Origin of the sequence: Maricaulis sp., from assembly GCF_048270095.1 — a bacterium.
GTDB lineage: Bacteria > Pseudomonadota > Alphaproteobacteria > Caulobacterales > Maricaulaceae > Maricaulis.
In genome coordinates this window covers 49482-70467 of record NZ_JBLWTL010000011.1, presented here as the reverse complement: position 1 = coordinate 70467, position 20986 = coordinate 49482, and the positions used below count along the sequence as shown (strand labels likewise).

At 62.1% G+C, this 20986-nt stretch carries 18 protein-coding genes; all 18 read right to left on the bottom strand.

The annotated features are described in order from the left end of the window. Window positions 1-2 precede the first annotated feature (2 nt). The gene (gene lpxD / locus ACN0YJ_RS08385) at window positions 3-1037 is read right to left on the bottom strand and encodes a UDP-3-O-(3-hydroxymyristoyl)glucosamine N-acyltransferase (protein WP_417495916.1); all 1035 of its coding nucleotides are present in this window, start codon (window positions 1035-1037) and stop codon (window positions 3-5) included. Window positions 1038-1055: 18 nt separating this feature from the next. Continuing rightward, window positions 1056-1643, bottom strand: coding sequence for an OmpH family outer membrane protein (locus tag ACN0YJ_RS08380; protein WP_417495915.1), 588 nt, complete (start codon window positions 1641-1643; stop codon window positions 1056-1058). A 3-nt stretch (window positions 1644-1646) separates the two neighbouring features. Then, window positions 1647-4010 carry an outer membrane protein assembly factor BamA gene (gene bamA / locus ACN0YJ_RS08375; RefSeq protein ID WP_417475989.1) on the bottom strand — a complete coding sequence of 788 codons (2364 nt, stop codon included), beginning with the start codon at window positions 4008-4010 and terminating at the stop codon, window positions 1647-1649. Window positions 4011-4036: 26 nt separating this feature from the next. Continuing rightward, window positions 4037-5209 carry a M50 family metallopeptidase gene (locus tag ACN0YJ_RS08370; RefSeq protein WP_417495914.1) on the bottom strand — a complete coding sequence of 391 codons (1173 nt, stop codon included), beginning with the start codon at window positions 5207-5209 and terminating at the stop codon, window positions 4037-4039. After that, window positions 5206-6414 carry a 1-deoxy-D-xylulose-5-phosphate reductoisomerase gene (gene dxr / locus ACN0YJ_RS08365; protein ID WP_417495922.1) on the bottom strand — a complete coding sequence of 403 codons (1209 nt, stop codon included), beginning with the start codon at window positions 6412-6414 and terminating at the stop codon, window positions 5206-5208. Before dxr ends, ACN0YJ_RS08370 begins: the two co-directional genes overlap by 4 nt. Then, a complete protein-coding gene (locus tag ACN0YJ_RS08360) occupies window positions 6414-7178 on the bottom strand; it encodes a phosphatidate cytidylyltransferase (protein ID WP_417495913.1) in 765 nt (254 codons plus the stop codon). Before ACN0YJ_RS08360 ends, dxr begins: the two co-directional genes overlap by 1 nt. Before the next feature lie 22 nt (window positions 7179-7200). Then, window positions 7201-7938 (bottom strand): isoprenyl transferase, encoded by a 738-nt coding sequence (locus ACN0YJ_RS08355; protein WP_417489096.1) that lies wholly within the window; start codon window positions 7936-7938, stop codon window positions 7201-7203. 25 nt (window positions 7939-7963) lie between these two features. Then, the gene (frr, locus tag ACN0YJ_RS08350) at window positions 7964-8530 is read right to left on the bottom strand and encodes a ribosome recycling factor (RefSeq protein ID WP_417475984.1); all 567 of its coding nucleotides are present in this window, start codon (window positions 8528-8530) and stop codon (window positions 7964-7966) included. 65 nt (window positions 8531-8595) lie between these two features. Then, on the bottom strand, window positions 8596-9387 hold the full coding sequence (gene pyrH, locus ACN0YJ_RS08345; RefSeq protein ID WP_417475982.1) for a UMP kinase: 792 nt from the start codon (window positions 9385-9387) through the stop codon (window positions 8596-8598). Between the two features lie 43 nt (window positions 9388-9430). Beyond that, window positions 9431-10369 (bottom strand): translation elongation factor Ts, encoded by a 939-nt coding sequence (gene tsf / locus ACN0YJ_RS08340; RefSeq protein WP_417475981.1) that lies wholly within the window; start codon window positions 10367-10369, stop codon window positions 9431-9433. A 35-nt stretch (window positions 10370-10404) separates the two neighbouring features. Continuing rightward, window positions 10405-11244 carry a 30S ribosomal protein S2 gene (gene rpsB / locus ACN0YJ_RS08335; protein ID WP_417475979.1) on the bottom strand — a complete coding sequence of 280 codons (840 nt, stop codon included), beginning with the start codon at window positions 11242-11244 and terminating at the stop codon, window positions 10405-10407. A 178-nt stretch (window positions 11245-11422) separates the two neighbouring features. Beyond that, complete coding sequence (gene dnaE / locus ACN0YJ_RS08330; protein WP_417495912.1) at window positions 11423-14866, bottom strand: DNA polymerase III subunit alpha; 3444 nt, start codon at window positions 14864-14866, stop codon at window positions 11423-11425. 267 nt (window positions 14867-15133) lie between these two features. After that, window positions 15134-15823 (bottom strand): ABC transporter ATP-binding protein, encoded by a 690-nt coding sequence (locus ACN0YJ_RS08325; protein ID WP_417495911.1) that lies wholly within the window; start codon window positions 15821-15823, stop codon window positions 15134-15136. After that, window positions 15816-17135, bottom strand: coding sequence for a lipoprotein-releasing ABC transporter permease subunit (locus tag ACN0YJ_RS08320; protein WP_417495910.1), 1320 nt, complete (start codon window positions 17133-17135; stop codon window positions 15816-15818). The genes ACN0YJ_RS08325 and ACN0YJ_RS08320 overlap by 8 nt, the downstream gene beginning before the upstream one ends. Further along, window positions 17128-18462 carry a proline--tRNA ligase gene (proS, locus tag ACN0YJ_RS08315; protein ID WP_417495909.1) on the bottom strand — a complete coding sequence of 445 codons (1335 nt, stop codon included), beginning with the start codon at window positions 18460-18462 and terminating at the stop codon, window positions 17128-17130. The genes ACN0YJ_RS08320 and proS overlap by 8 nt, the downstream gene beginning before the upstream one ends. A 98-nt stretch (window positions 18463-18560) precedes the next feature. Further along, window positions 18561-18902 (bottom strand): DUF1467 family protein, encoded by a 342-nt coding sequence (locus tag ACN0YJ_RS08310; protein WP_417475974.1) that lies wholly within the window; start codon window positions 18900-18902, stop codon window positions 18561-18563. Continuing rightward, entirely contained in the window at window positions 18899-19318 is a 420-nt protein-coding gene (mce, locus tag ACN0YJ_RS08305) for a methylmalonyl-CoA epimerase (protein ID WP_417495908.1), read from the bottom strand. The genes ACN0YJ_RS08310 and mce overlap by 4 nt, the downstream gene beginning before the upstream one ends. 10 nt (window positions 19319-19328) lie before the next feature. Next, on the bottom strand, window positions 19329-20945 hold the full coding sequence (locus ACN0YJ_RS08300; RefSeq protein WP_417489093.1) for a ribonuclease J: 1617 nt from the start codon (window positions 20943-20945) through the stop codon (window positions 19329-19331). Between the last annotated feature and the right edge of the window lie 41 nt (window positions 20946-20986).

Genomic DNA, 20986 nt, shown 5'->3' with positions numbered 1-20986 from the left:
GTTTACTCCCCGGTCCTGGCTTTTGCGCGGGCGCGCACCATGCGGCGAATTTCGGCGATCTCACGCATGTGTTGACGAATAGGCTGGGCGGGCGCGCCGGCATAGGTCTCGCCAGCCGGCACGTCGGCCATCACGGCTGAATTGGCACCAATGCGGGCCCCGTCGCCGATCACGACATGGTCGGACACACCCACCCGGCCACCAAACATGACGCCCCGGCCGATCCGCGTGCTGCCGGAGACGCCTGCAAAGGCTGGCATCAGGCAGGCATCACCAAGACTGACATTGTGAGCGATATGGCAAAGATTATCGATCTTGCAGCCGTCACCGATACGGGTTTCGCCGAAGACGCCGCGATCAATCGCTGAATTGGCTCCTACGGTCACATGATCCCCTATCCGCACGGTCCCCAGATGCGGCACATCGATGACGCTTCCACCCGATACTGCGACACCGAAACCGGCCTCGCCAATCACGGCACCCGCAAGAATATTGCAATGCTCACCGATATCGGCGCAGCTGATCGTGACATTGGCGCCGATCGAGGTGAAACGGCCAATCCGGCAACCCGGCCCGATAGCCGCATTGGCACCAATCGAGACCCCCTCGCCGATCGAGGCACCCGCAGCAATCACAGCGCCCGGCGCAATCCGCGCGGCCTCATGGCAGTCGGCGTCGGGATGTTGGCGGTCTGTGCCCTCAAACCCGCGCAGCGAAAACAGATGTGACCCAATACGGGAAAATGCCTGCCGCGGCGCGGGGTGGGTCAAACTCAAGGCGCCCATCTCCCCCGCCAGTCCCGCCAGATCGGGCGGCACGATGAGGAAGACCCCGCCCAGGCCGCCCCCGGCATGGGCCGTCAACGCCTTGTGCGATTCAGCATAGCTCAGCTTGCCAGACTGCGCCGCTTCGAGCGGTGCGACATCGCTGAGCATCATCGAACCGATGGCTGAATCAGAAATCGCCGCACCCGAAAGTGCGGCGATCTCTGTGATCGTTATCGGGCCAAGCCCCTGATAGAACCGCAGGTCTGCCACGGGCTTGTCCTGACTATTCTATTGTTGGGCCGCGGCCGGCGCACCTTCAGGAAGGCGAACACGATTGACCGGAACACTCGGCAGGCGCTGGTTCAGCAAGGCGATGACCGCATCGCTGATATCAACATCCGGGCTCGAGAAGACGAGGTTGGCGCGATCGACAAGGATATCGATGCCGCGCGAAGCAACCACTTCTTCAAGGATCGGGTTGAGGGCCTCATAGACCGGCTGCATGGCCTGGCGCTCGGTCTGGGCAAGCTCCTGCTCGCGGCGGCGACGCTCAAGCTCGAATTGCTGCGCCTGCTGGTTCAGGGCTTCAATGCGTTGCATCAGATCGGGACGCTGCGTGATCGCCTGCTGCGTCATGGAAGCGGTTTCGGTCGTCAGCGCTTCTGTCTGCTGCTGGATCGGTTGACCGATTGCCGTCAGCTCGGCGCGCACTTCTGCGCCGATCGCTTCAAGACGGGTACGGATATGCTGACCGACAACGCTCTCGCGCAGGACGCGCTGCTCATTGATCACAGCGATATTCTGCTGCGCCATGGCCGGGGCTGCGAGGCCCGCGAGGAAGATCGGGAGAAGGACGAAAAGTTTGAACGATTTCATTATTTAGAACCCTGTACGAGTACTGAAACGGAAGAATTCGGCTTTGTCATAATCTTCACGCATGAAGGCTTGGGCAAAGTCGAAACGAACCGGACCAAATGGTGAATCCCAGAAGATGCTGACCCCGGCTGATGCACGAAGCGCCAGATCGTCCACGGTGAAGAGTTGTCCCGTGACTTCATCGATCTGATCAGCCTCATCCAACAGACCCAGAGTACCAAACTCGGTGAACACGCTGCCGCGCACACCGTATTGCTCAGGCAGGCCGAGCGGGAAATTGACTTCCAATGAACCGATTGCATAAAGCCTGCCACCGAGCGCATCCCGGCGAACAAGCTCACCCGTGGTGTCGTCGCGAGTCACAACACGCGGTCCGATACCAGCGACTTCAAAGCCGCGGAATGAGCTGCCGCCTTTGAAGAATCGATCATTGATCCGGACTGAGTCACCGCTCCACGGCAGGATAAACCCGCTATTCATGTTGAAGCTGGCAACGACGTCGCCGAACAGGCCCTTGAAGTAGGAGCCGGAGAACTCCGTCTGGACGTAGCGAACATCACCCCCAAATCCGGCGAAATCTTGACTGAACTGAAAACGGAAACCGTTATGCGGTTCAATCGGGTCGTCCAGCCGGGACCAGTTGAGGGTATAGCCCAGAACCGAAGTCACCCGGCTGCCGGCCTGATCGCGCAGCGCCTGGGACGCCGTCGAATAGACCTGAACATCATCGGTCCGCAGGGTATAGCGCAGCTGAAGATTGGCCTGCGCCGTCACAGGGAAGCCCAGACGCAGGCTGCCGCCGGTCGATGCGGTCTGGAATGAGGCTTCGGACAGGAAGTCGGAATTGACCCGGAAAACGTCGAAACCAGCCGCCAGATTACGGTCCAGGAAACGCGGTTCGGTGAAACGGACATCGATCGTCTCCCGCGTCCCGCTAACGGACACCCGGAAGCGAAGGAACTGGCCGCGACCGCGCAGATTACGCTCCGAGATCGACAAGTCGACGAGGAAGGAATCGGTTGAGGAGAAGCCGGCCCCAAAGGCGAGTTCGCCGGTCGGCTGCTCGGTGACCTGGACGCGCACACGGGCACGGTCAGGGGCAGAGCCCGGGGTTTCCTCCAGCTCGACCTCCTCAAAGAAGCCAAGCCGCCTGATATTGTTGCGCGACCGGTCAACCAGGACCTGGTTGAAGGCATCACCCTCGACGATGTCGAGCTCGCGCCGGACGATCCGGTCGAGTGTGCGCGTATTCCCGGCAATATCGATCCGCTCGATATAGACCCGCGGCCCTTCATCGATCACGAATTCAACTTCAACGGTACGACCATCGCGATCACGCTGGGTCACCGGACGCACATTGACAAAGGCATAGCCCGCCACGCCGGCGGCAAAGGTCAGGGAATCGATACTTTGCTCGATCAGCTCGCCGCGGAAGATATCCCCTTCCCGGACGGGCAGGAGCGCGACGAGATAATCCTCATTGAGATCCTGAATTTCTGTACTCACCGAGACGGTGCCGAAGTTATAGACCTCGCCCTCATCAATCGTGATCGTGATGTAGAAGGAATCCTGGTCGGGCGTCAGCTCGGCGACGGCAGACAGCACCCGGAAGTTCGCATAGCCGCGATTCTGGTAGAACTGGCGCAGCAATTCGCGGTCATATTCCAGCCGGTCGGGATCGTAATTATCGTTCGACCCGTAAAAGCGCCACCAACGCGATTCGCGCGTCACGAGCTCGCGGCGCAGCCGATTGTCGGAAAATGATTCATTGCCGATGAAATTGATCCGGCGAACGCCGGTAACGGGACCTTCGGAAATTTCGAAAACCAGATCGACCCGGTTTTGCGGCTGTTCGATAATTTTGGGCGTCACCGTGGCGGCAAAGCGGCCAGAGCGGCGATAGACCTCAATGATCCGTTGGACATCCGACTGGGCGCGCGCCAGCGTGAAGATCGCGCGCGGCTGGGCCTGGATTTCATCGGTAATCTTGTCGTCATCAATGGCCTGATTGCCTTCAAGCACAACGCGATTAATGATCGGGTTTTCCATCACCCTGACGAGGACGATTTCGCCGCGATGCTCAATCTGGGCATCGGAGAAGAGACCGGTCGCCAACAAGGTATGGATCGACAGATTGGTCAGGCGCTCATCAGCAACCTGGCCGGGCTGGATCAGCAGATAGGACAGAACCGTGTCGACTTCGACGCGCTGATTGCCCTCGACCAGGATCTGACGGATGATCGGCAGCGCGGCTGGCGCCTCGACCGCTGCTTCCGCCGGCGCGGGATCGGGTTGTTGGGCCGATACGACCGCCGGAAGGCCAAGGGTCATCAGGGTCGCAAAGAGCACGCGCAGAACACTTACCATTGAAAATCGCCGCTTGCTGGGCCCGGTCAGAAAATCTGGCCGAGAAGATAATTCAGGTCATTCCAGGTCGCTACAAGCATCATCCCGAGGACAAGTGCAAGACCCACACGAAAACCGATCGCCTGCGCCTTCATACTCAAAGGACGCCGGGCAACCGCCTCATAGGCGTAATACACCAGATGCCCGCCGTCGAGGATCGGTATCGGCAAAAGATTCACTAAACCCAGTCCAACGGAGAGAAACCCGGCCAGATTCACAAGGTTTATCAGCAAGAGAAACAGGCTTTGGGCAGCGTCTTCACCATGCTCGACACTGGAAATTGCGGTTTGTCCGGCCGTGGTCGCAATACCCAGCGGACCGTTCAGCATGGTCGGCGGCGAACGGCCAGTCACCACATAGCTGACATACCGTCCGGTCATCGACACCACAGTCCAGGTCTGGTCCATCCCGTAGCCGATGGCCGTGAGCGGGTCGAAGCTGCGGCGCTGCGCGATACCGGTGGACTGAATGCCCAGACGCGCGATCTGGCGTTCACCGCCATAGGAATCGGCAACAATGGTCAGGGTCGGCGCCGCCTCGAGAGCGAGGGTTTCACCATCGCGCTCGACCTGGAAGATCAGCCGCTCACCGGGCCGCCAGCTCACTTCGCTGGTAATGTCGCGAAACCGGTTGACCGGCTGGGCGTTGATCGCCGTGATCCGGTCGCCCACCTGGAAACCGGCTTCCTCGGCCGACGATTCTTCTGTGAAGCCGCCAACGACCGGTTCGAGATAATTGACGCCAAGCGAGAGCGCGAGGCTGGCAAAAATCGTGATCGCCAGAATGAAATTGGCGATTGGTCCAGCGGCCGTAATGAAGGCGCGCTGCCAGATCGGTTTGAAATGATAACATTTCTCTGCGTCCGCCCCCATACGTTCCCGGATCTCGGCGAGCTTGGCCTCGTCCGGCTCGCTGGCCGCACCGGCATCGCCCAGGAATTTGACATAGCCGCCCAGCGGAAAGGCAGCGATACGCCAGACCGTCCCTTGCTTGTCCCGCCAGGAGACAAGCGTCGGGCCAAAACCCATAGAAAAGGCTTCGGCATGCACACCGCAGACCCGGCCGGCCCAATAATGCCCGAGTTCATGAATCACCACGACGATGGAGATCAGGAAGACGAAGGAGAATATGGTCAGAAATCCGCTGCCAATCAGGCTCATATCGAAGGTGTCCGCGCTCTTAGTGTTGCACTGGTGTCAATCAAGTCGCGTGCCAGTTCTCGCGACCGCGCGTCGATGGCGTAAACATCGTCGAATGAGCCGACTGTTTTGGGCATCCCGGCATCGACAAGGCTTCGGTCCAGAACCTCCTCAACGCTGGCAGCGATGTCAAGGAAGCCGATCTGCCCCTGCAGGAAAGCCGCTACGGCAATTTCATTGGCGGCGTTGAATACGGCCGGTGCCGGACCGCCCGCCGAGATGACCGCTCGCGCCAGGCGCAGTGCCGGAAAACGGACATCATCCGGAGCCTCAAAATCGAGGCGTGCAATATCGCTGAGCCGCAGCCGCTCGACCGGCGCACGCATGCGCTGTGGCCAGGCCAGAGCGCTGGCGATCGGGGTGCGCATGTCCGGTGACCCTAATTGGGCCAGAACACTGCCATCCTCGTATTCCACCATGCCGTGGACAATGGATTGCGGATGCACCACGACATCAACACGTTCCGGCGGCAGGTCAAATAGCCAGCAGGCCTCAATAATCTCGAGCCCCTTATTCATCATGGTGGCGCTGTCGATCGTGATCTTGGCGCCCATTTCCCAGGTCGGGTGCGCGAGCGCATCTCCACGCCGGGCGCTGCGCATCCGGTCGAGCGACCAGGTGCGAAACGGACCGCCGGACGCGGTCAGTGTGATGGCTCTAATCGCTTCGGGACGCTCGAAATCAAACACCTGGAAGACGGCATTATGCTCTGAATCCACTGGCAAGAGGCGCGTGCCGCAAGCCGCAGCCTCGCGCATGAAGAGCGCGCCGGCGCATACCAGGCACTCCTTGTTGGCGAAAGCGAGGGCCCGTCCCTGACGCAAGGCTGCCAGGGTGGGTTTCAGGCCTGCAGCCCCGACAATGGCCGCCATGGTCCAGTCCGCAGGCCGGCTGGCCGCCTCGACGATCGCGGCAGCGCCAATCCCGATCTCGATCTCCGGATGACCGCTCAGCGCTTCGCGCAGATCCGGTGCAGCGGCCGGATCCCCGATGGCAACAAAGCGCGCCCTGTGCTGGATCGCCAGCTTGGCAAGGGCGGCCGCATTGCGGTTCGCGGTCAGCGCCACGACTTCAAAGCGCCCCGGCTCTGCGCGCTCGATCAGATCCAGCGTCGCCAACCCCACAGACCCCGTCGCGCCGAGAACGGAAATGCGCCGCGCCGTCATCATGTCGACGCCCAGCCCAGCGGGAGAACACGTTCCGTGATGACGGCGGCGATGACCGCGAGCATCAGGGCATCAACCCGGTCCAGGACACCGCCATGGCCCGGGATAAGCGTCCCGGAATCCTTGACGTCAAAACTGCGCTTGAAGATCGACATCGACAGATCGCCGGCCACCGATGCGGTCGCGACGACCAGAGCGAATATCGCGGTCGACAGCCGGTCCAGACCGAAAACAGCGCCAGCGGCCAGGCCCGCCACGAGGCCGGCAGTCAGGCCGGCCAGAAAGCCCGACCACGTCTTGTTCGGGCTGGCCAGCGGCAGGAGCTTGGGCCCCCCAAGCCAGGTGCCGACCAGATAGGCGAAGCTGTCGGCGGCCCAGACAATCGCGAATAGCAGGATCACCGCGTGCAGACCGTGTGCCGGGTCGGCGCGCATCGCAGCGAGCAGGGCCGCGGCAAGCGAGACGTAGAGCACGCCGACGACTTCAACCGACCAGCCGCGGCGCCAGCGTTCGATGGCACTGGCCAGCGTTCCCGCAGCGCCCCAGAACACCGCGTCGGCAATGCCCACCTGCCCGGCCAGCAGGACAGTGCCCGAGGCCGTGGCGCACGCAATCGCATAGGCGACCGGCGGTGCATCGCGATCTGACATCTGGATCCATTCCCAGGCCATCGCGGCCGCAAAGGCAGCGACCCAGGCGGTAAACGGCAATCCGCCATAGGTGAGAAGACCGAGAGCGAGCGGACCGAGCACCAGTGCGGACAATACTCGCCTGCGAAAGGCAGGATCACGCCGCGCCGGCATCCAGCCCCCCATAGCGGCGATCGCGCTGCTGGAAGGCCTCGATTGCCGCCGCCAGGTGTCGGGGCTCGAAATCGGGCCACAATACGTCAAGGAAAAGCAACTCGGCATAGGCCGCCTGCCAGAGCAGGAAATTGGAAATGCGTTGTTCGCCACTGGTCCGGATCACCAGGTCGACATCGGGCAGGTCGGCCGTGTCGAGGCCGGCGCCAAACGCGTCGCTATCAATGGTTTCCGGATCGATCTCGCCCGCCTTCGCCGCCCGTGCCAGCTCCCGGCTGGCGCGGACGATTTCATCGCGGCCACCATAATTGAAGGCGATGGTCAGATGGAAATCGCGGTTATGCCGCGTGCCCTCTTCAGCGCGCTCGATGATCGCTCTCAGCTCGGCGCTCAGATTGTCGCGGCGTCCGATAATGCGCACCCGCACCCCGCGCCCGCGCAGGGTTTCCAGATCGGCCTCGACATAGCGGCGCATCAGTTCGAACAACGCCCCGACCTCATCGGCCGGCCGGTTCCAGTTTTCCGTTGAAAAGCTGAACAGGGTGAGATGGCGCACGCCCATTTCGCCGGCGGCCTCGACCACACGCCGTACAGCTTCCACGCCGCGTGCATGGCCAAATGCCCGCGGGCGGCCCCGTGCCTTCGCCCAGCGGCCATTGCCATCCATGATGATGGCGACATGCCTGGGCGCCGGACTGAGCGCAGAGACGTCCTCGCTCATGGTCTCGCTCCGCAGTGCAGGCCGATCAAACCTGCATGATCTCTTCTTGCTTGGCCTTCAGGCTCTCATCGATGCGCTTGATCGCATCGTCCGTCAACTTCTGGACATCCTCGGCAAAGGACTTCTGCTCGTCCTCGGAGAGGACACCGTCCTTTTCGAGCTTCTTGAGCCCGTCCATACCGTCACGGCGTACATTGCGCACCGCAACGCGGGCGCTTTCGGCATAATTGCCGGCCAGCTTGGCGATCTCGGCCCGGCGCTCCTCATTGAGCGGCGGGATCGGAATGCGCAACATCTGGCCTTCCATGATCGGATTGAGCCCGAGCGGTGAATTGCGAATCGCCTTGTCGACGGCCGGGGCCAGGGCGCGATCCCAGACCGAGACCGTAATCATGCGCGATTCCGGCACCGAGACTGTGGCCAGCTGGGTCAGCGGGGTTGGCGAGCCATAGGCCTCGACCCGGATCGGCTCGAGCAGGCCAGCGCTGGCGCGCCCGGTCCGCAAACCGGCAAATTCCTTGCGCAGGGCGTCAACAGCGCCGGTCATGCGGCGTTTGAGATCGTCCTCGTCATAATCGGTCGCGTCGCTCATGGCACTGCCCTTTGTTTCTTGCTATTCGCCGCCGGGTTTCTTGCTACTCGCCGCCGGTTATCTTGCTATTCGCTGCCGGCACTCTCGGAGCGCACCTTGCCGATAATCGTGCAGACACCGCGTCCGTGCAATACATCCACCAGGCCGCCGGGTTGATGGATATCGAACACCACGATCGGAATGGCGTTCTCACGCATCAGGGAGACCGCAGAAGCGTCCATCACACGTAGATCGCGCGACAGCACATCGAGATATTCCAGCTGGTCATAGCGCTCGGCATCGGGATGGGTTTTCGGGTCGGCGCTGTAGACACCATCGACCTGGGTGCCCTTGAACAGGGCGTCACAGCCCATTTCAGCCGCGCGCAGGGCGGCGGCCGTATCGGTCGTGAAATAGGGATTGCCGGTACCGGCAGCGAAAATCACCACCCGGCCCTTTTCCATATGACGCATGGCGCGGCGCCGGATATAGGGCTCGCAGACTGTGGTCATCGGAATGGCGGACTGGACGCGGGTCTGGACCCCGATGCGCTCGAGCGAGCTCTGCATGGCCAGCGCGTTCATCACGGTCGCGAGCATGCCCATATAATCAGCGGCGGTACGATCCATGCCCTTGGCGGCGCCGGACAGGCCGCGGAAGATATTGCCGCCGCCGATCACAAGACAGACCTGCACCCCGGCAGCGACCGCGTCAGCGACCTGCCCCGAGATATGGCTGGCGGTTTCAAGATCAATCCCGTTGGTGCGGGCGCCCATCAGGGCTTCACCGGACACTTTCAGGAGCACGCGGCGAAAACGCGGCGCGGTGGCGGGGCCCTGGGGCGAGGATGCAGATGAATCGGTCACAGGGCGCAGCATATACAAAGCGCCGGCGCTTGAAAGCGCCGGCGCTCTGCTATTGTCAGGCTTTGCCGGAGACGGCAGCGACTTCGGCAGCGAAATCTTCTTCCGGACGTTTCTCCACACCCTCACCGAGGGCCATGCGGATAAAGCCGGTGATTTCGATTGACGTGCCGAGTTCGGCAGCCGCGTCAGCCACCACTTTCTCGATCGTGCGATCCGGGTCCATCACGAAGGCCTGCTTCACGAGCACGACTTCCTCGAGGAATTTACGGATCCGGCCTTCGACCATCTTCTCGACAATGCTCTCGGGCTTGCCGGACTGGCGAGCCTGGGCAGCAAACACTTCGCGTTCCTTGTCGACAATCGCGGCATCGACGCCATCGACGTCTACCGAGAGCGCGACAGCCGGAGCGCCAGCAGCAATGTGCATGGCGATCTTGCGACCGAGATCATTCAACGCAGCCGCATCACCGGTCGATTTCAGACCGACGATCACGCCGAGCGCGCCCATGCCATCGACCACAGCGTTGTGGACATAGCTGGCGACAACGCCCGGATTGGCCGTCACGACCGCAGCGCGGCGCAGCGACATATTCTCGCCGATCGTTGCGATCAGATGCGTCAGATGGTCGTCGACACTGTCGCCGGACGCCATTTTGGCAGCCTTGATCGCGTCGATCTCGTCACCGGCCGTCAGGGCCAGCTTGGCAATTTCGCCAGCGGCATTCTGGAAGGCGACATTGCGCGCCACGAAATCCGTTTCGGAATTGAGCTCGATAACCGAACCGGTATGACCTTCGGTCGCCACAGCAACGAGACCTTCCGCAGCAATGCGGTCAGCTTTCTTGGCAGCCTTGGACAGGCCTTTCTTGCGCAACCAATCGATGGAGGCTTCGAGGTCGCCACCATTTTCGGTCAGCGCCTTCTTGCAATCCATCATGCCTACGCCGGTCTTCTCGCGCAGTTCCTTCACGAGAGCAGCAGTAATCGCAGCCATCGGTATCTCCTGAGTCTTGTGGTGTGATCGAGGCTTTACGCTTCGGTCTTGTCAGTGTCGGACGAAGTCGCGGCAGCCGCTTCAGGAGCCGCTTCAGGCGCAGCCGGTTCAGCGGCCGTTTCCTCGACCAGGATTTCGACCGGGGCTGCGGCTTCACCGATATCAACGCCCATCGCCATCTGGCTGTCGGTCATGCCGTCCAGGACAGCATCGGCAATCAGGTCGCAATAGAGCGAAATCGCGCGGCTGGCATCGTCATTGCCCGGGATAGGCATGTCGATCAGGTCCGGGTCGCAATTGCTGTCGAGGATGGCGATCACGGGAATGCCAAGCTTCTTGGCTTCCAGGATGGCAATGCCTTCCTTGTTGGTATCGATCACGAACATCAGGTCCGGCACGCCGCCCATGTCCTTGATACCGCCAAGCGCGCGCTCGAGCTTGTCGCGCTCGCGGGTCAGCATCAGCTGTTCTTTCTTGGTCAGACCGCCGAGGCCGCCTTCGCTGTCGAACATGCTTTCCAGCTCACGCAGGCGAGCGATGGAGAATGAGATCGTGCGCCAATTGGTCAGCGTACCGCCAAGCCAGCGGTGATTGACGTAATACTGGGCGCAGCGCTTGGCCGCCAGGGCGAGCGGCTCGGAGGCCTGACGCTTGGTGCCGACGAACAGCACGCGGCCGCCCTTGGCTGCCGTATCGCGCACTTTCACCAGGGCCTGGTGCAGCAGCGGAACGGTTTGCGACAAATCGAGAATGTGGATGTTGGAGCGTTCGCCAAAGATGAAATCTTTCATCTTCGGGTTCCAGCGGTGGGTCTGGTGACCAAAGTGACAGCCAGCTTCGAGAAGCTGACGCATGGAGAAATCAGGGAGTGCCATCGTTAAGTCCTTTTTCCGGTTGGCCTCCACGGAGCGGAGCCGTTCGACGTCGAACGGCACCGGAGCGAAAGATTTTGACGTCTTCCGAGCCCCGTGTGCGGGATGGCGCGGCTTATACGTTTGAAGCGGGCCAATAGCAAGCGGTGCAACAGCGCCCCGGCGCAGGGAGCCGCACCGGTCAGACGGTTTCGACCGAGGCGACGCCGGGAACGGCTTTCAGGGCCGCCTGCACGGCCGCGTCGGCGCAGTGCCGACCGGCCAGTTTCAGCTCCACCTCACCGCCATCGCGCAAGGGAACCAGCAGCTGTACCACCGCCCGGCGCTGGGCATCGGGACGGGTGTCGGCGCGCTCCATCCGCGCCTGGATGCCGGCCAGGGCCTGGGCGCTGTCGAGCCGGATCCGCAGACCGTCGGCGGAAAACTGCATGTCGAGCGCATCGATCCGGTCGGAGAAGAAGCCGATCTGGTCGTCGCGGGCATCAACGCGGCAATTGACCAGGATGGCGGTGCCGGCATCGAGCAAATCACGCGAGGCCTGCAACAGGTCCGCCGCGACAAAGACCTCGAACTCGCCGGTCGGGTCCGACAGGGTAACCCAGGCGAAGCGCTCACCATTCTTGTTGGATACACGCTCCTGGCGCCGCCGCACGACACCGGCGAGCCGAAGCGCCGTCGCGCCATCGGCCACGCGCGCCGGCGCGTCGGCGAAGAAGACAACCCCTCGCCCGGCCAATTGTTCGGACAGATCATCGAGCGGGTGACCCGACAGGTAAAATCCGATCGCCGCCAATTCACCATCAAGCCGCTGGGTCGCGATCCAGGGTTCGCGCTCGGGGATGACGGGACGTTCCAGGGCGCTGTCAGTATCGCCGCCACCAAACAGGCTGGCCTGGGCGCTCTCGCGCTGCTCGGCCGCGTGCTGGGCCATCGAGACAAGGATTTCCGCGGCGCCGAATACGCGCGCCCGGTCCGGATCGAGACTGTCGAAAGCGCCCGCCCGGGCCAGGTTTTCGAATGTGCGCTTGTTCACATCGCGCGGGTCGATCCGTTCGGCGAAATCATACAAATCCTTGAACGGGCCATTGGCCATCCGCTCTTCGACGATATGCTCCATAGCCGCAAAGCCGACATTGCGGATCGCGCCGAGAGCGAAACGGATCGTGCCCTCCTCGACGGTGAAATCGGCATGCGAGGCATTCACGTCCGGCGGCCGCACCTCGATCTTCATGCGGCGGATTTCCTGGAAGAAGGCCGACAGCTTGTCGGTATTGGCCCGGTCCAGCGACATCAGGCCGGCCATGAATTCGACCGGGTAATTGGCTTTCAGGTAGGCGGTGCGATAGGCGATCAGGGCATAGGCGGCGGCGTGCGATTTATTGAAGCCATAACCGGCGAACTCCGCCACCAGCTCAAAGATATAGCCCGCCTTGGCCCGGTTGACCCCACGCCCTTCAGCGCCTTCGAGGAAACGGGCTTTCTGCTTGTCCATCTCCTCCTTTTTCTTCTTGCCCATGGCCCGGCGCAGCAGGTCAGCCTCGCCAAGCGAATAGCCCGACAGGATCTGGGCGATCTGCATCACCTGTTCCTGGTAGATGATGACGCCATAGGTCTCCTGCAGCACACCCTCCAGATCGGGGTGGAGACAATCAACCTCGGCGCGGCCAAACTTGCGGTCGACATAAACGTCGATATTTTTCATCGGGCCGGGACGGTAGAGCGAGATCAGCGCGATCAGATCCTCGATCAGATCGGGTTTCATCTTTTTCAGCGTGTCGCGCATGCCGGTGGATTCCAGCTGGAACACACCGATCGCATGGCCCGAGGCCAGCAGCTCGAATGTCGGCCCGTCATCGAACTCGATCTGTTCGAGATCGGGCACGGCCTTGCCGGCCGTCTCGACATATTGCAGCGCCCGGGCGATGACGGTCAGGGTTTTCAGGCCGAGGAAATCGAACTTCACCAGACCGGCCGGCTCGACCCATTTCATATTGAACTGGGTGGCGGGAATATCGGAGCGCGGATCGCGGTAGAGCGGCACCAGCTCATTGAGTGGCCGGTCGCCAATCACGACACCAGCGGCGTGGGTCGAGGCGTTACGGAAGAAGCCCTCCAGCTTCAGCGCCACTTCCAGCAGCGCCGCCACCGACGGGTCATTGCGCTGCATTTCGCGCAGGCGCGGCTCGAGATCGAGCGCCTGGCCCAGCGTCACAGGATTGGCCGGATTTGCGGGCACCATCTTGGCCAGCCGGTCGACCATGCCGAGCGGCATTTGCAGCACCCGCCCGACATCGCGCACCACGGCGCGCGCCTGCAGCGTACCGAAGGTGATGATCTGCGCGACCCGGTCAGCGCCGTAACGCTCCTGGACGTAGTGGATCACCTCACCGCGGCGCTCCTGGCAGAAATCGATATCGAAATCGGGCATGGAGACCCGTTCCGGATTGAGGAAGCGTTCAAACAGGAGACCAAAGCGCAAAGGGTCCAGATCGGTAATGGTCAGCGAATAGGCGACCAGCGAACCGGCCCCGGAGCCCCGGCCCGGACCGACCGGAATATCGTGCTGCTTGGCCCATTGGATGAAGTCCGAAACGATCAGGAAATAGCCCGGAAAGCCCATTTCCCTGATGACGTTGAGTTCGAAATCGAGCCGCGCGCGATAATCCTCTTCCGGTGCAGCGGCCGCACCGGCGGCGAGCCGCGCGGTCAGCCCCTCATGCGCCCGGGCGATCAGCTCCTCGCCTTCATCGCGGCCGGCCTCGGTTGGAAAGCTCGGCAGGATGGGCGCATGGGTGCGAACGCGGAAGGCGCAGCGGCGCGCAATCTCGATCGTGTTGGCCAGCGCCTCGGGCAGATCGGCAAAGCGCGCATTCATCTCGTCCGGACTGGTGAGATAGTGCAGCGGCGTCACCCGGCGCCGGTCAGTGACCGAGACATAGGAACTCTGCGAGATGCACAGCAGCGCATCATGCGCCTTGTGCATCGAGGCATCCGGGAAATAGGCCTCATTGGTGGCGACCAGGGGCAGCTCGCGCGCATAGGCCTGCTCGACAAGCCAGTTCTCGGCCTCAAGCTCCTCGGCGAGGCCATGACGCTGGAGCTCAAGATAGAGCCGGTCGCCAAAAGCCGCCTGGTACTGGTCGAGCAAGGCAGCGGCGTCGGGCTTGCGGCCTGAAACGATCAGCCGGTTGAGCGCGCTGTCTGGCCCGCCGGTCAGGGCGATCAGCCCCTCGGCATGGGCCAGCACCTGCTCAAGTGGAACATGCGGTTCTTCAGTGCCGTCAACATCGAGGAAAGCGGCACTGGAGAGCGCCATCAGATTTTGGTAGCCGGCCTCGTTCTGGACCAGAAGCGCGATCGTTCCGTCAGGTGCGGCGCGCTCACCGGGATGCGGCACGGCGAGCCGGATCGAGAGCGTGCAGCCAATGATCGGCTGGATCCCCGCCCCCGCGACATATTCTGAAAATTCCAGCGCGCCGTAGAGATTATTGGTGTCGGTGAGCGCGACGGCCGGCATGTCCTGGGCGAGGCAAGCCTCGACCAGTTTGGGAATCCGGATCGCGCCCTCGAGCAAGGAATAGGGTGAGCGAACGCGCAAATGCACAAAGGCCTGTTTCGTGCTCATCGCCGCCTCTCCCGTCAACCCGATCAGATACCGGCGCGCACCCCGCGCGCCGAATCTTGAAGTCTAACGCGATCAGACCGAGCCGAGAACCGATCCCCACATGGTGATCATCCAGGTGAAGCCGAGAATGGCGGTGGCCGCCGAGATATCCTGAACCATACGACGCATCTTGAACCCCTCCGTTTGCGTGTTCATGGTTTGTTCTTTTCACGAAAAACGCAGACCGTCAAGCGGAACACCAACAAAATCCGTTTCGTTGAGGAGAATTCAGGGGCCGGTATAGGCGGTGAGTTGACCATCGGCGAAGGTCACGACCCGATCCATGCGCTCGGCGATGTCGTGATTATGGGTCGCCACCAGGGCCGCGGCGCCCTGCTCTCTCACCGTATTTCGCAAGGCCTCAAACACCGTCGAGGAGGTCGCCGGATCGAGGTTTCCGGTCGGCTCATCGGCCAGCAAGACCCGCGGTGAATTGGCCAGCGCACGGGCAATGGCGACGCGCTGCTGTTCGCCACCGGAAAGCTGGGCCGGCTGATGCGCCGCCCGCCCGGTCAGGCCGAGCATGGCCAGCAATTGGTCCGCCCGCTCGACGGCACGGCGCTGCGAGACGCCGGCAATCAATTGCGGCAGGACGATATTCTCCCGCGCATCAAACTCCGGCAGCAAATGGTGGAATTGATAGACAAAACCGACATCGCGGCGGCGCATAGCCGTGCGCAGGCGGTCCGGCATGTCGCGCGTCGGAACGCCGCCGATCAGCACCTCGCCGCTATCGGGGCGCTCCAGCAGACCCGCCGCGTGCAATAGCGAGGACTTGCCCGAACCCGATGGGCCGACCAGGCCGACGATTTCGCCGGGCATCATCACCAGATTGACGCCGCGCAGGACGTGCAACTCATCGGCCTCAGTGACATAGGTGCGCTCGATATCGCGCAATTCCAGAACCGGCTCACTCATAGCGCAGCGCCTCGACAGGATCGAGCCGGGCCGCGCGCCAGGCCGGCGGCAGCGTCACCAGCAAGGAGACCGCGAGACCGAAGAGGGAGACGAAGGCAACCTCGCCCCAGTCCAGGTCGGCGGGAATGCGGTAGAGATAATACACGCTCGGATCCCAGACCTGGGCGCCGGTGACCCAGGTGATGAAATCCTGGATCGGCCCGACATTGATCACGAACAAAATCCCCAGAATAATCCCGGCCAGCGTGCCGAGCATGCCAATACTGGCGCCAACGATCAGGAATATCCGCAAGACCGAGGCCTGGGTCGCTCCCATGGTGCGCAGGATGGCGATGTCGCGGCTCTTGTTCTTCACCAGCATGACGAGGCCGGAAATGATATTCAGCGCCGCAATCGCGATGACAATCGTCATCACCAGGCGCATCGCCGAGCGTTCAAATTGCAGGGCGTTGTAAAAGGCCGGATCCAGCCGGGTGTAATCATAGACGACCGCATTGGAGCCGATGATCGCCGCGATCGGGTCAACAAAGCTTGCCGCGAGCTCGGGGTCGTCGAGCCGGACCTGGATCATGTCGACAGCGGAACCGCGCCCGAAGAAGAGCTGGCCCTGTTCCAGCGGCATGAAGGCAATCGCGTCATCAATCGTGGAAACGCCGGCCGCCAGCAATGCCCCCACATAATAGGCCTTGCGCCGCGGTGCGACGCCGAAGGAGGTCGCAGCACCGCGCGCCGTCAGGAAGGTGACGTAATCACCGACATTGACGTTCAGCCGCCGCGCGACCCCGGTGCCCAGCACGATGACATCGCCACCATTGCGGCCCGCACCAAATTCCTCGATCGATCCATGCGTGATCCCGGTATGGCTGCGCGGATCATCGCCGCTGCTCACCACATCCAGCGCGGCCAGATCCTCCGGGCTGATCGAGAGCACTTGCAGGAAAGTCTCGTATTGATCGGTAGAGGCCATCACCTGACCCTGCACGACCGGGTCGGCGCTCTTGACGCCGGCCATCGCCTCGATCTCGGCAACGAGCGCGTCGATCCCGCCGGGCTCGATCTCGCGTGTATCGACAAAGACATGCGGCTGGAATCCCAGCAGCTGGCTGAACAATTCATTGCGGAAACCATTCATGATCGACATCACGGCGATCAGCCCGGTCACCGCCAGCGCGATCCCGGCGAAGGAAATCATGGCGATCAGGGCGACGCCGCCATTCTTGCGCTTGGTGCGCAGATAGCGCGTCGCGATCTGGAATTCATACGGGCTGAACGGCATCGCGCCGCCCGGATCGATCGGCGGGGCTTCAGCCATGGGCAAAGTCTCGTGCTGCCAGGCGCGCCACCGCATCCTCGATTGCCAATTCATGGGTTTCGCCGCTGCGGCGGATCTTGACCTCGACCTTGCCCTCTTTCAGGCCGCGCGGCCCGATCACGAGCTGGTAAGGCAGGCCAATCAGATCGGCGGTGGCGAATTTCGCCCCGGCGCGGTTGTCGGTGTCGTCATAGAGCGGGTCGAGACCGGCAGCGACCAGGCTGGCATAGGCCGCGTCCGACGCCGTATCGCAGGCCTCGTCGCCAGCGCGCATATTGATGATGCCGACATCAAACGGCGCCACGCTGTCAGGCCAGATACAGCCCTTCTCATCGTGATGCGCTTCAATGATGGCGCCAAACAGGCGCGAGACGCCAACACCGTAAGAGCCCATATGCACGGGACGGTCCTGACCATCGGGATGGGTCAGATTGGCCTTCATCGGCTCGGAATATTTGGTGCCGAAATTGAAGATATGGCCGACCTCGATACCGCGGGCCGATAATTGCCGGTCCTTGGGCACTTCCGCGAAGGCGGCGGGGTCGTGCATTTCCTCGGTCGCGGCATAGAGCGCGGTGCGCTGATCGACCAGGGGCTGCAAATCGCCATCAAAATCAACGCTCGCGCCGGGCGCGCCCATCTCGACCAGGTCGGCATGGCAGAAAACCTCGCTCTCGCCGGTTTCGGCCAAGACGATGAATTCATGCGAGAGATCGCCGCCAATCGGGCCGGTATCGGCACGCATCGGCACAGCCTTCAGGCCCAGGCGCGTGAAGGTGTTGAGATAGGCGATGAACATGCGGTTATAGGATTTGCGGGCCGCAGCCTCGTCGGTATCGAAGGAATAGGTATCCTTCATCAGGAATTCGCGCCCGCGCATGACACCGAAACGCGGCCGGATCTCGTCGCGGAATTTCCACTGGATATGATAGAGCAGTTTGGGCACGTCCTTGTAGGAGCGGCAATAACTGCGGAAGATGTCGGTAATCATCTCCTCATTGGTCGGCCCGTAGAGCATGTCGCGCTTCTTGCGGTCGGTGATGCGCAGCATCTCCTGGCCGTAATCATCATAGCGTCCGCTTTCGCGCCACAGATCGGCCGATTGCAGGGTCGGCATCAGCATTTCCACGGCGCCGGCGCGGTTCTGTTCCTCGCGCACGATCTGCTCGATCTTTTGCAGGACTTTCCAGCCCAGCGGCAACCAGGTGTAGATCCCGGCGCTCTGCTGGCGGATCATGCCGGCGCGCAGCATCAGCTGATGCGAGATAATCTCGGCGTCCGCAGGGGTTTCTTTCAGGACAGGCAGGAAAAATCGGGACAAGCGCATGAATCGGTATCCGTGTCGGAGGGCTTGAATATCATTAGAGCGGGTCTGCGGTGGATTACAAGCGGCGGCCCCGGCCCCCGCAGCATTCCAAGCTGTGGCTACCAGCGTCCGCCATGCGGGATGAGCTGTTCCAGCACGCCGCTGAGCATCAGGAAGAAATAGACGATCCAGAGCCCGGACGTGATCGCCGTCGTCCACCACAGCTTCTTCGCCAGATTGGGGCGGACGGGTGCGCCCGGCTCGCTGCCGGCCACGACATCACCCTCCTCCTGCTGGCTGGTGATACCGATCGGGAGCATGGTGAAAAGCAGGATCCACCAGATCAGGGTGAAGACCACAACGCCATTGACGATACCCACACCGCCATCGCGGATGAAGAAACGTGACAGCCATAGCAGGCCGGCCAGAGCCACCGCGCCGCGGGCGAGCCATTTCATCATCGCGCCGGCTCCTGCATCAACTCGATCAACAGGCCGCAGCTATCCTTGGGGTGGATGAAGATCACCGGCACGCCATGGGCGCCGACATAGGGCTCGCCGGTGCCAAGCACGGTCGCGCCCCTGGCCCGCATATCATCGCGCGCGGCGATGATGTCGGCCACTTCAAAGCAGAGATGGTGCTGGCCGCCCCTGGGATTGCGCTCGAGGAATTTGTGCACCGGGCTCTCCGCGCCCAGCGGTTCGAGCAATTCAATCTCGGAATTGGCCAGCTTCACGAAAGCAACGCGAACACCGAGATGCGGGAAATCCCGCGTCTCGGTCGCTTCGGTGGCGCCGTAGAGATCGGCATAGGTCTGCTTGGCGGCTTCGATATCCGGTACCGCGACCCCGACATGATTGAGACGTCCGACCTTCATTTCGCTCTCCCTAGACCGCCAAAACCATGACATCGACCATCGGCTTCTTGCCCCAGATGCCCGAGGCCGTGCGGCGGACCGCGCGGCGGATCTCTTCCTCGACCTGATCCTCGTCCTTCTTGACGCGCGGATGCAGTTTTTCGAAACACGCTTCCGCCGAGGTTTCAAGCGCATCGAGGAAATCATCAATCGAGAAATCGGCGCTCTCGGCGAGGCCGGCCTGCTTGATATCCGGACCCGAGATCAGACGCCCCTTGGCATCAACCGCAAGCGCGACAACGATATAGCCGGCTGACGCCAGGCGGCGGCGTTCGCGCATCGAGGTCGCATCCGACGGGGTGAGGAATTTGCCGTCGAGATGCAGACGCCGGGCCGGCGCTTCATCAATGATCGAGGCGGTGCCGTCGGAGCGGATCTCGACCATGTCGCCATTGCGCACGGAAACCGAGTGCGGCACTTGCAGCTGGCGCGCATAGGCAGCGTGCTCAAGCAAATGGCGACGTTCGCCATGCACCGGGATGGCCACGCTCGGCTTGGCCCAGGCATACATTTGCGCCAGCTCGCCCCGGCATGGATGGCCGGAAACATGGATCGGCCGGTCGCGCTCAGTGATAATTTCGACGCCTTTTTCGGCCAGCTGGTTCTGCAGCTCGAAAATCCCGACTTCATTGCCCGGGATCACCCGGCTGGAGAAGATCACGGTATCGCCCTTGGTCAGGGTGACATTGCGGTGATTGCCGGCGGCGATGCGCGACAGCGCTGCGCGCTCCTCGCCCTGGCTGCCGGTGCACAGATAGAGGATGCGGTTTTTCTGATAGGTGACCGCTTCTTCCTCGCTGACGAAGTCCTGGACGTGCGACAGCATGCCCACCGCCTTCGCCGCTGCGGTCATGCGATGCATGGAGCGGCCGACCAGACAGACACGGCGGCCATTGGCCTCGGCGGCCTCGATCGCCGATTGCAGACGCGCGACATTGGATGCGAAGGCAGCGATCGCCACCCTGCCCTTGTGCTCGCCGACCACCTTGATCAGCTCGTCGCGGACATCGGCTTCCGAGCCGGATTCGCCTTCGGAGAAAACATTCGTGCTGTCGCAAATCATTGCGAGCACGCCTTCTTCACCCAGCGCGGTGATGGCCTTGATATCGGTGGCTTCGCCGATCAGCGGATCAGGATCAATCTTCCAGTCACCCGTGTGAAGCACCAGGCCGGCCGGGGTACGGATCGCCAGGCCATTGGGCTCGGGAATGGAATGGGTCAATGTGATCATCTGGCAATCGAACGGGCCGACATTGAAACGGCTGTCGAGCCCGACCTCATGCAGGGTCACCGCATCGAGCAGACCATGCTCGCGCAGCCGGTCGCGGACCAGCCAGGCGGTAAAGGGTGTTGCCCAGATCGGGCAGCGCAGCTTGCGCCAGAGATGCGCCACAGCGCCCATATGGTCTTCATGGGCGTGCGTCAGCACCATACCGACGAGATCACCGCGGCGCTCCGCGATGAATTCCGGATCGGGCATGATCAAATCGACGCCGGGCGTCGAAAGATCACCAAAGGTCACACCGCAATCGACGATGATCCATTTGCGATTCTCTTCTGGCCCATAGCCGAAGAGATTGAGGTTCATGCCAATTTCGTTGGAACCGCCCAGTGGCAGAAAATACATGC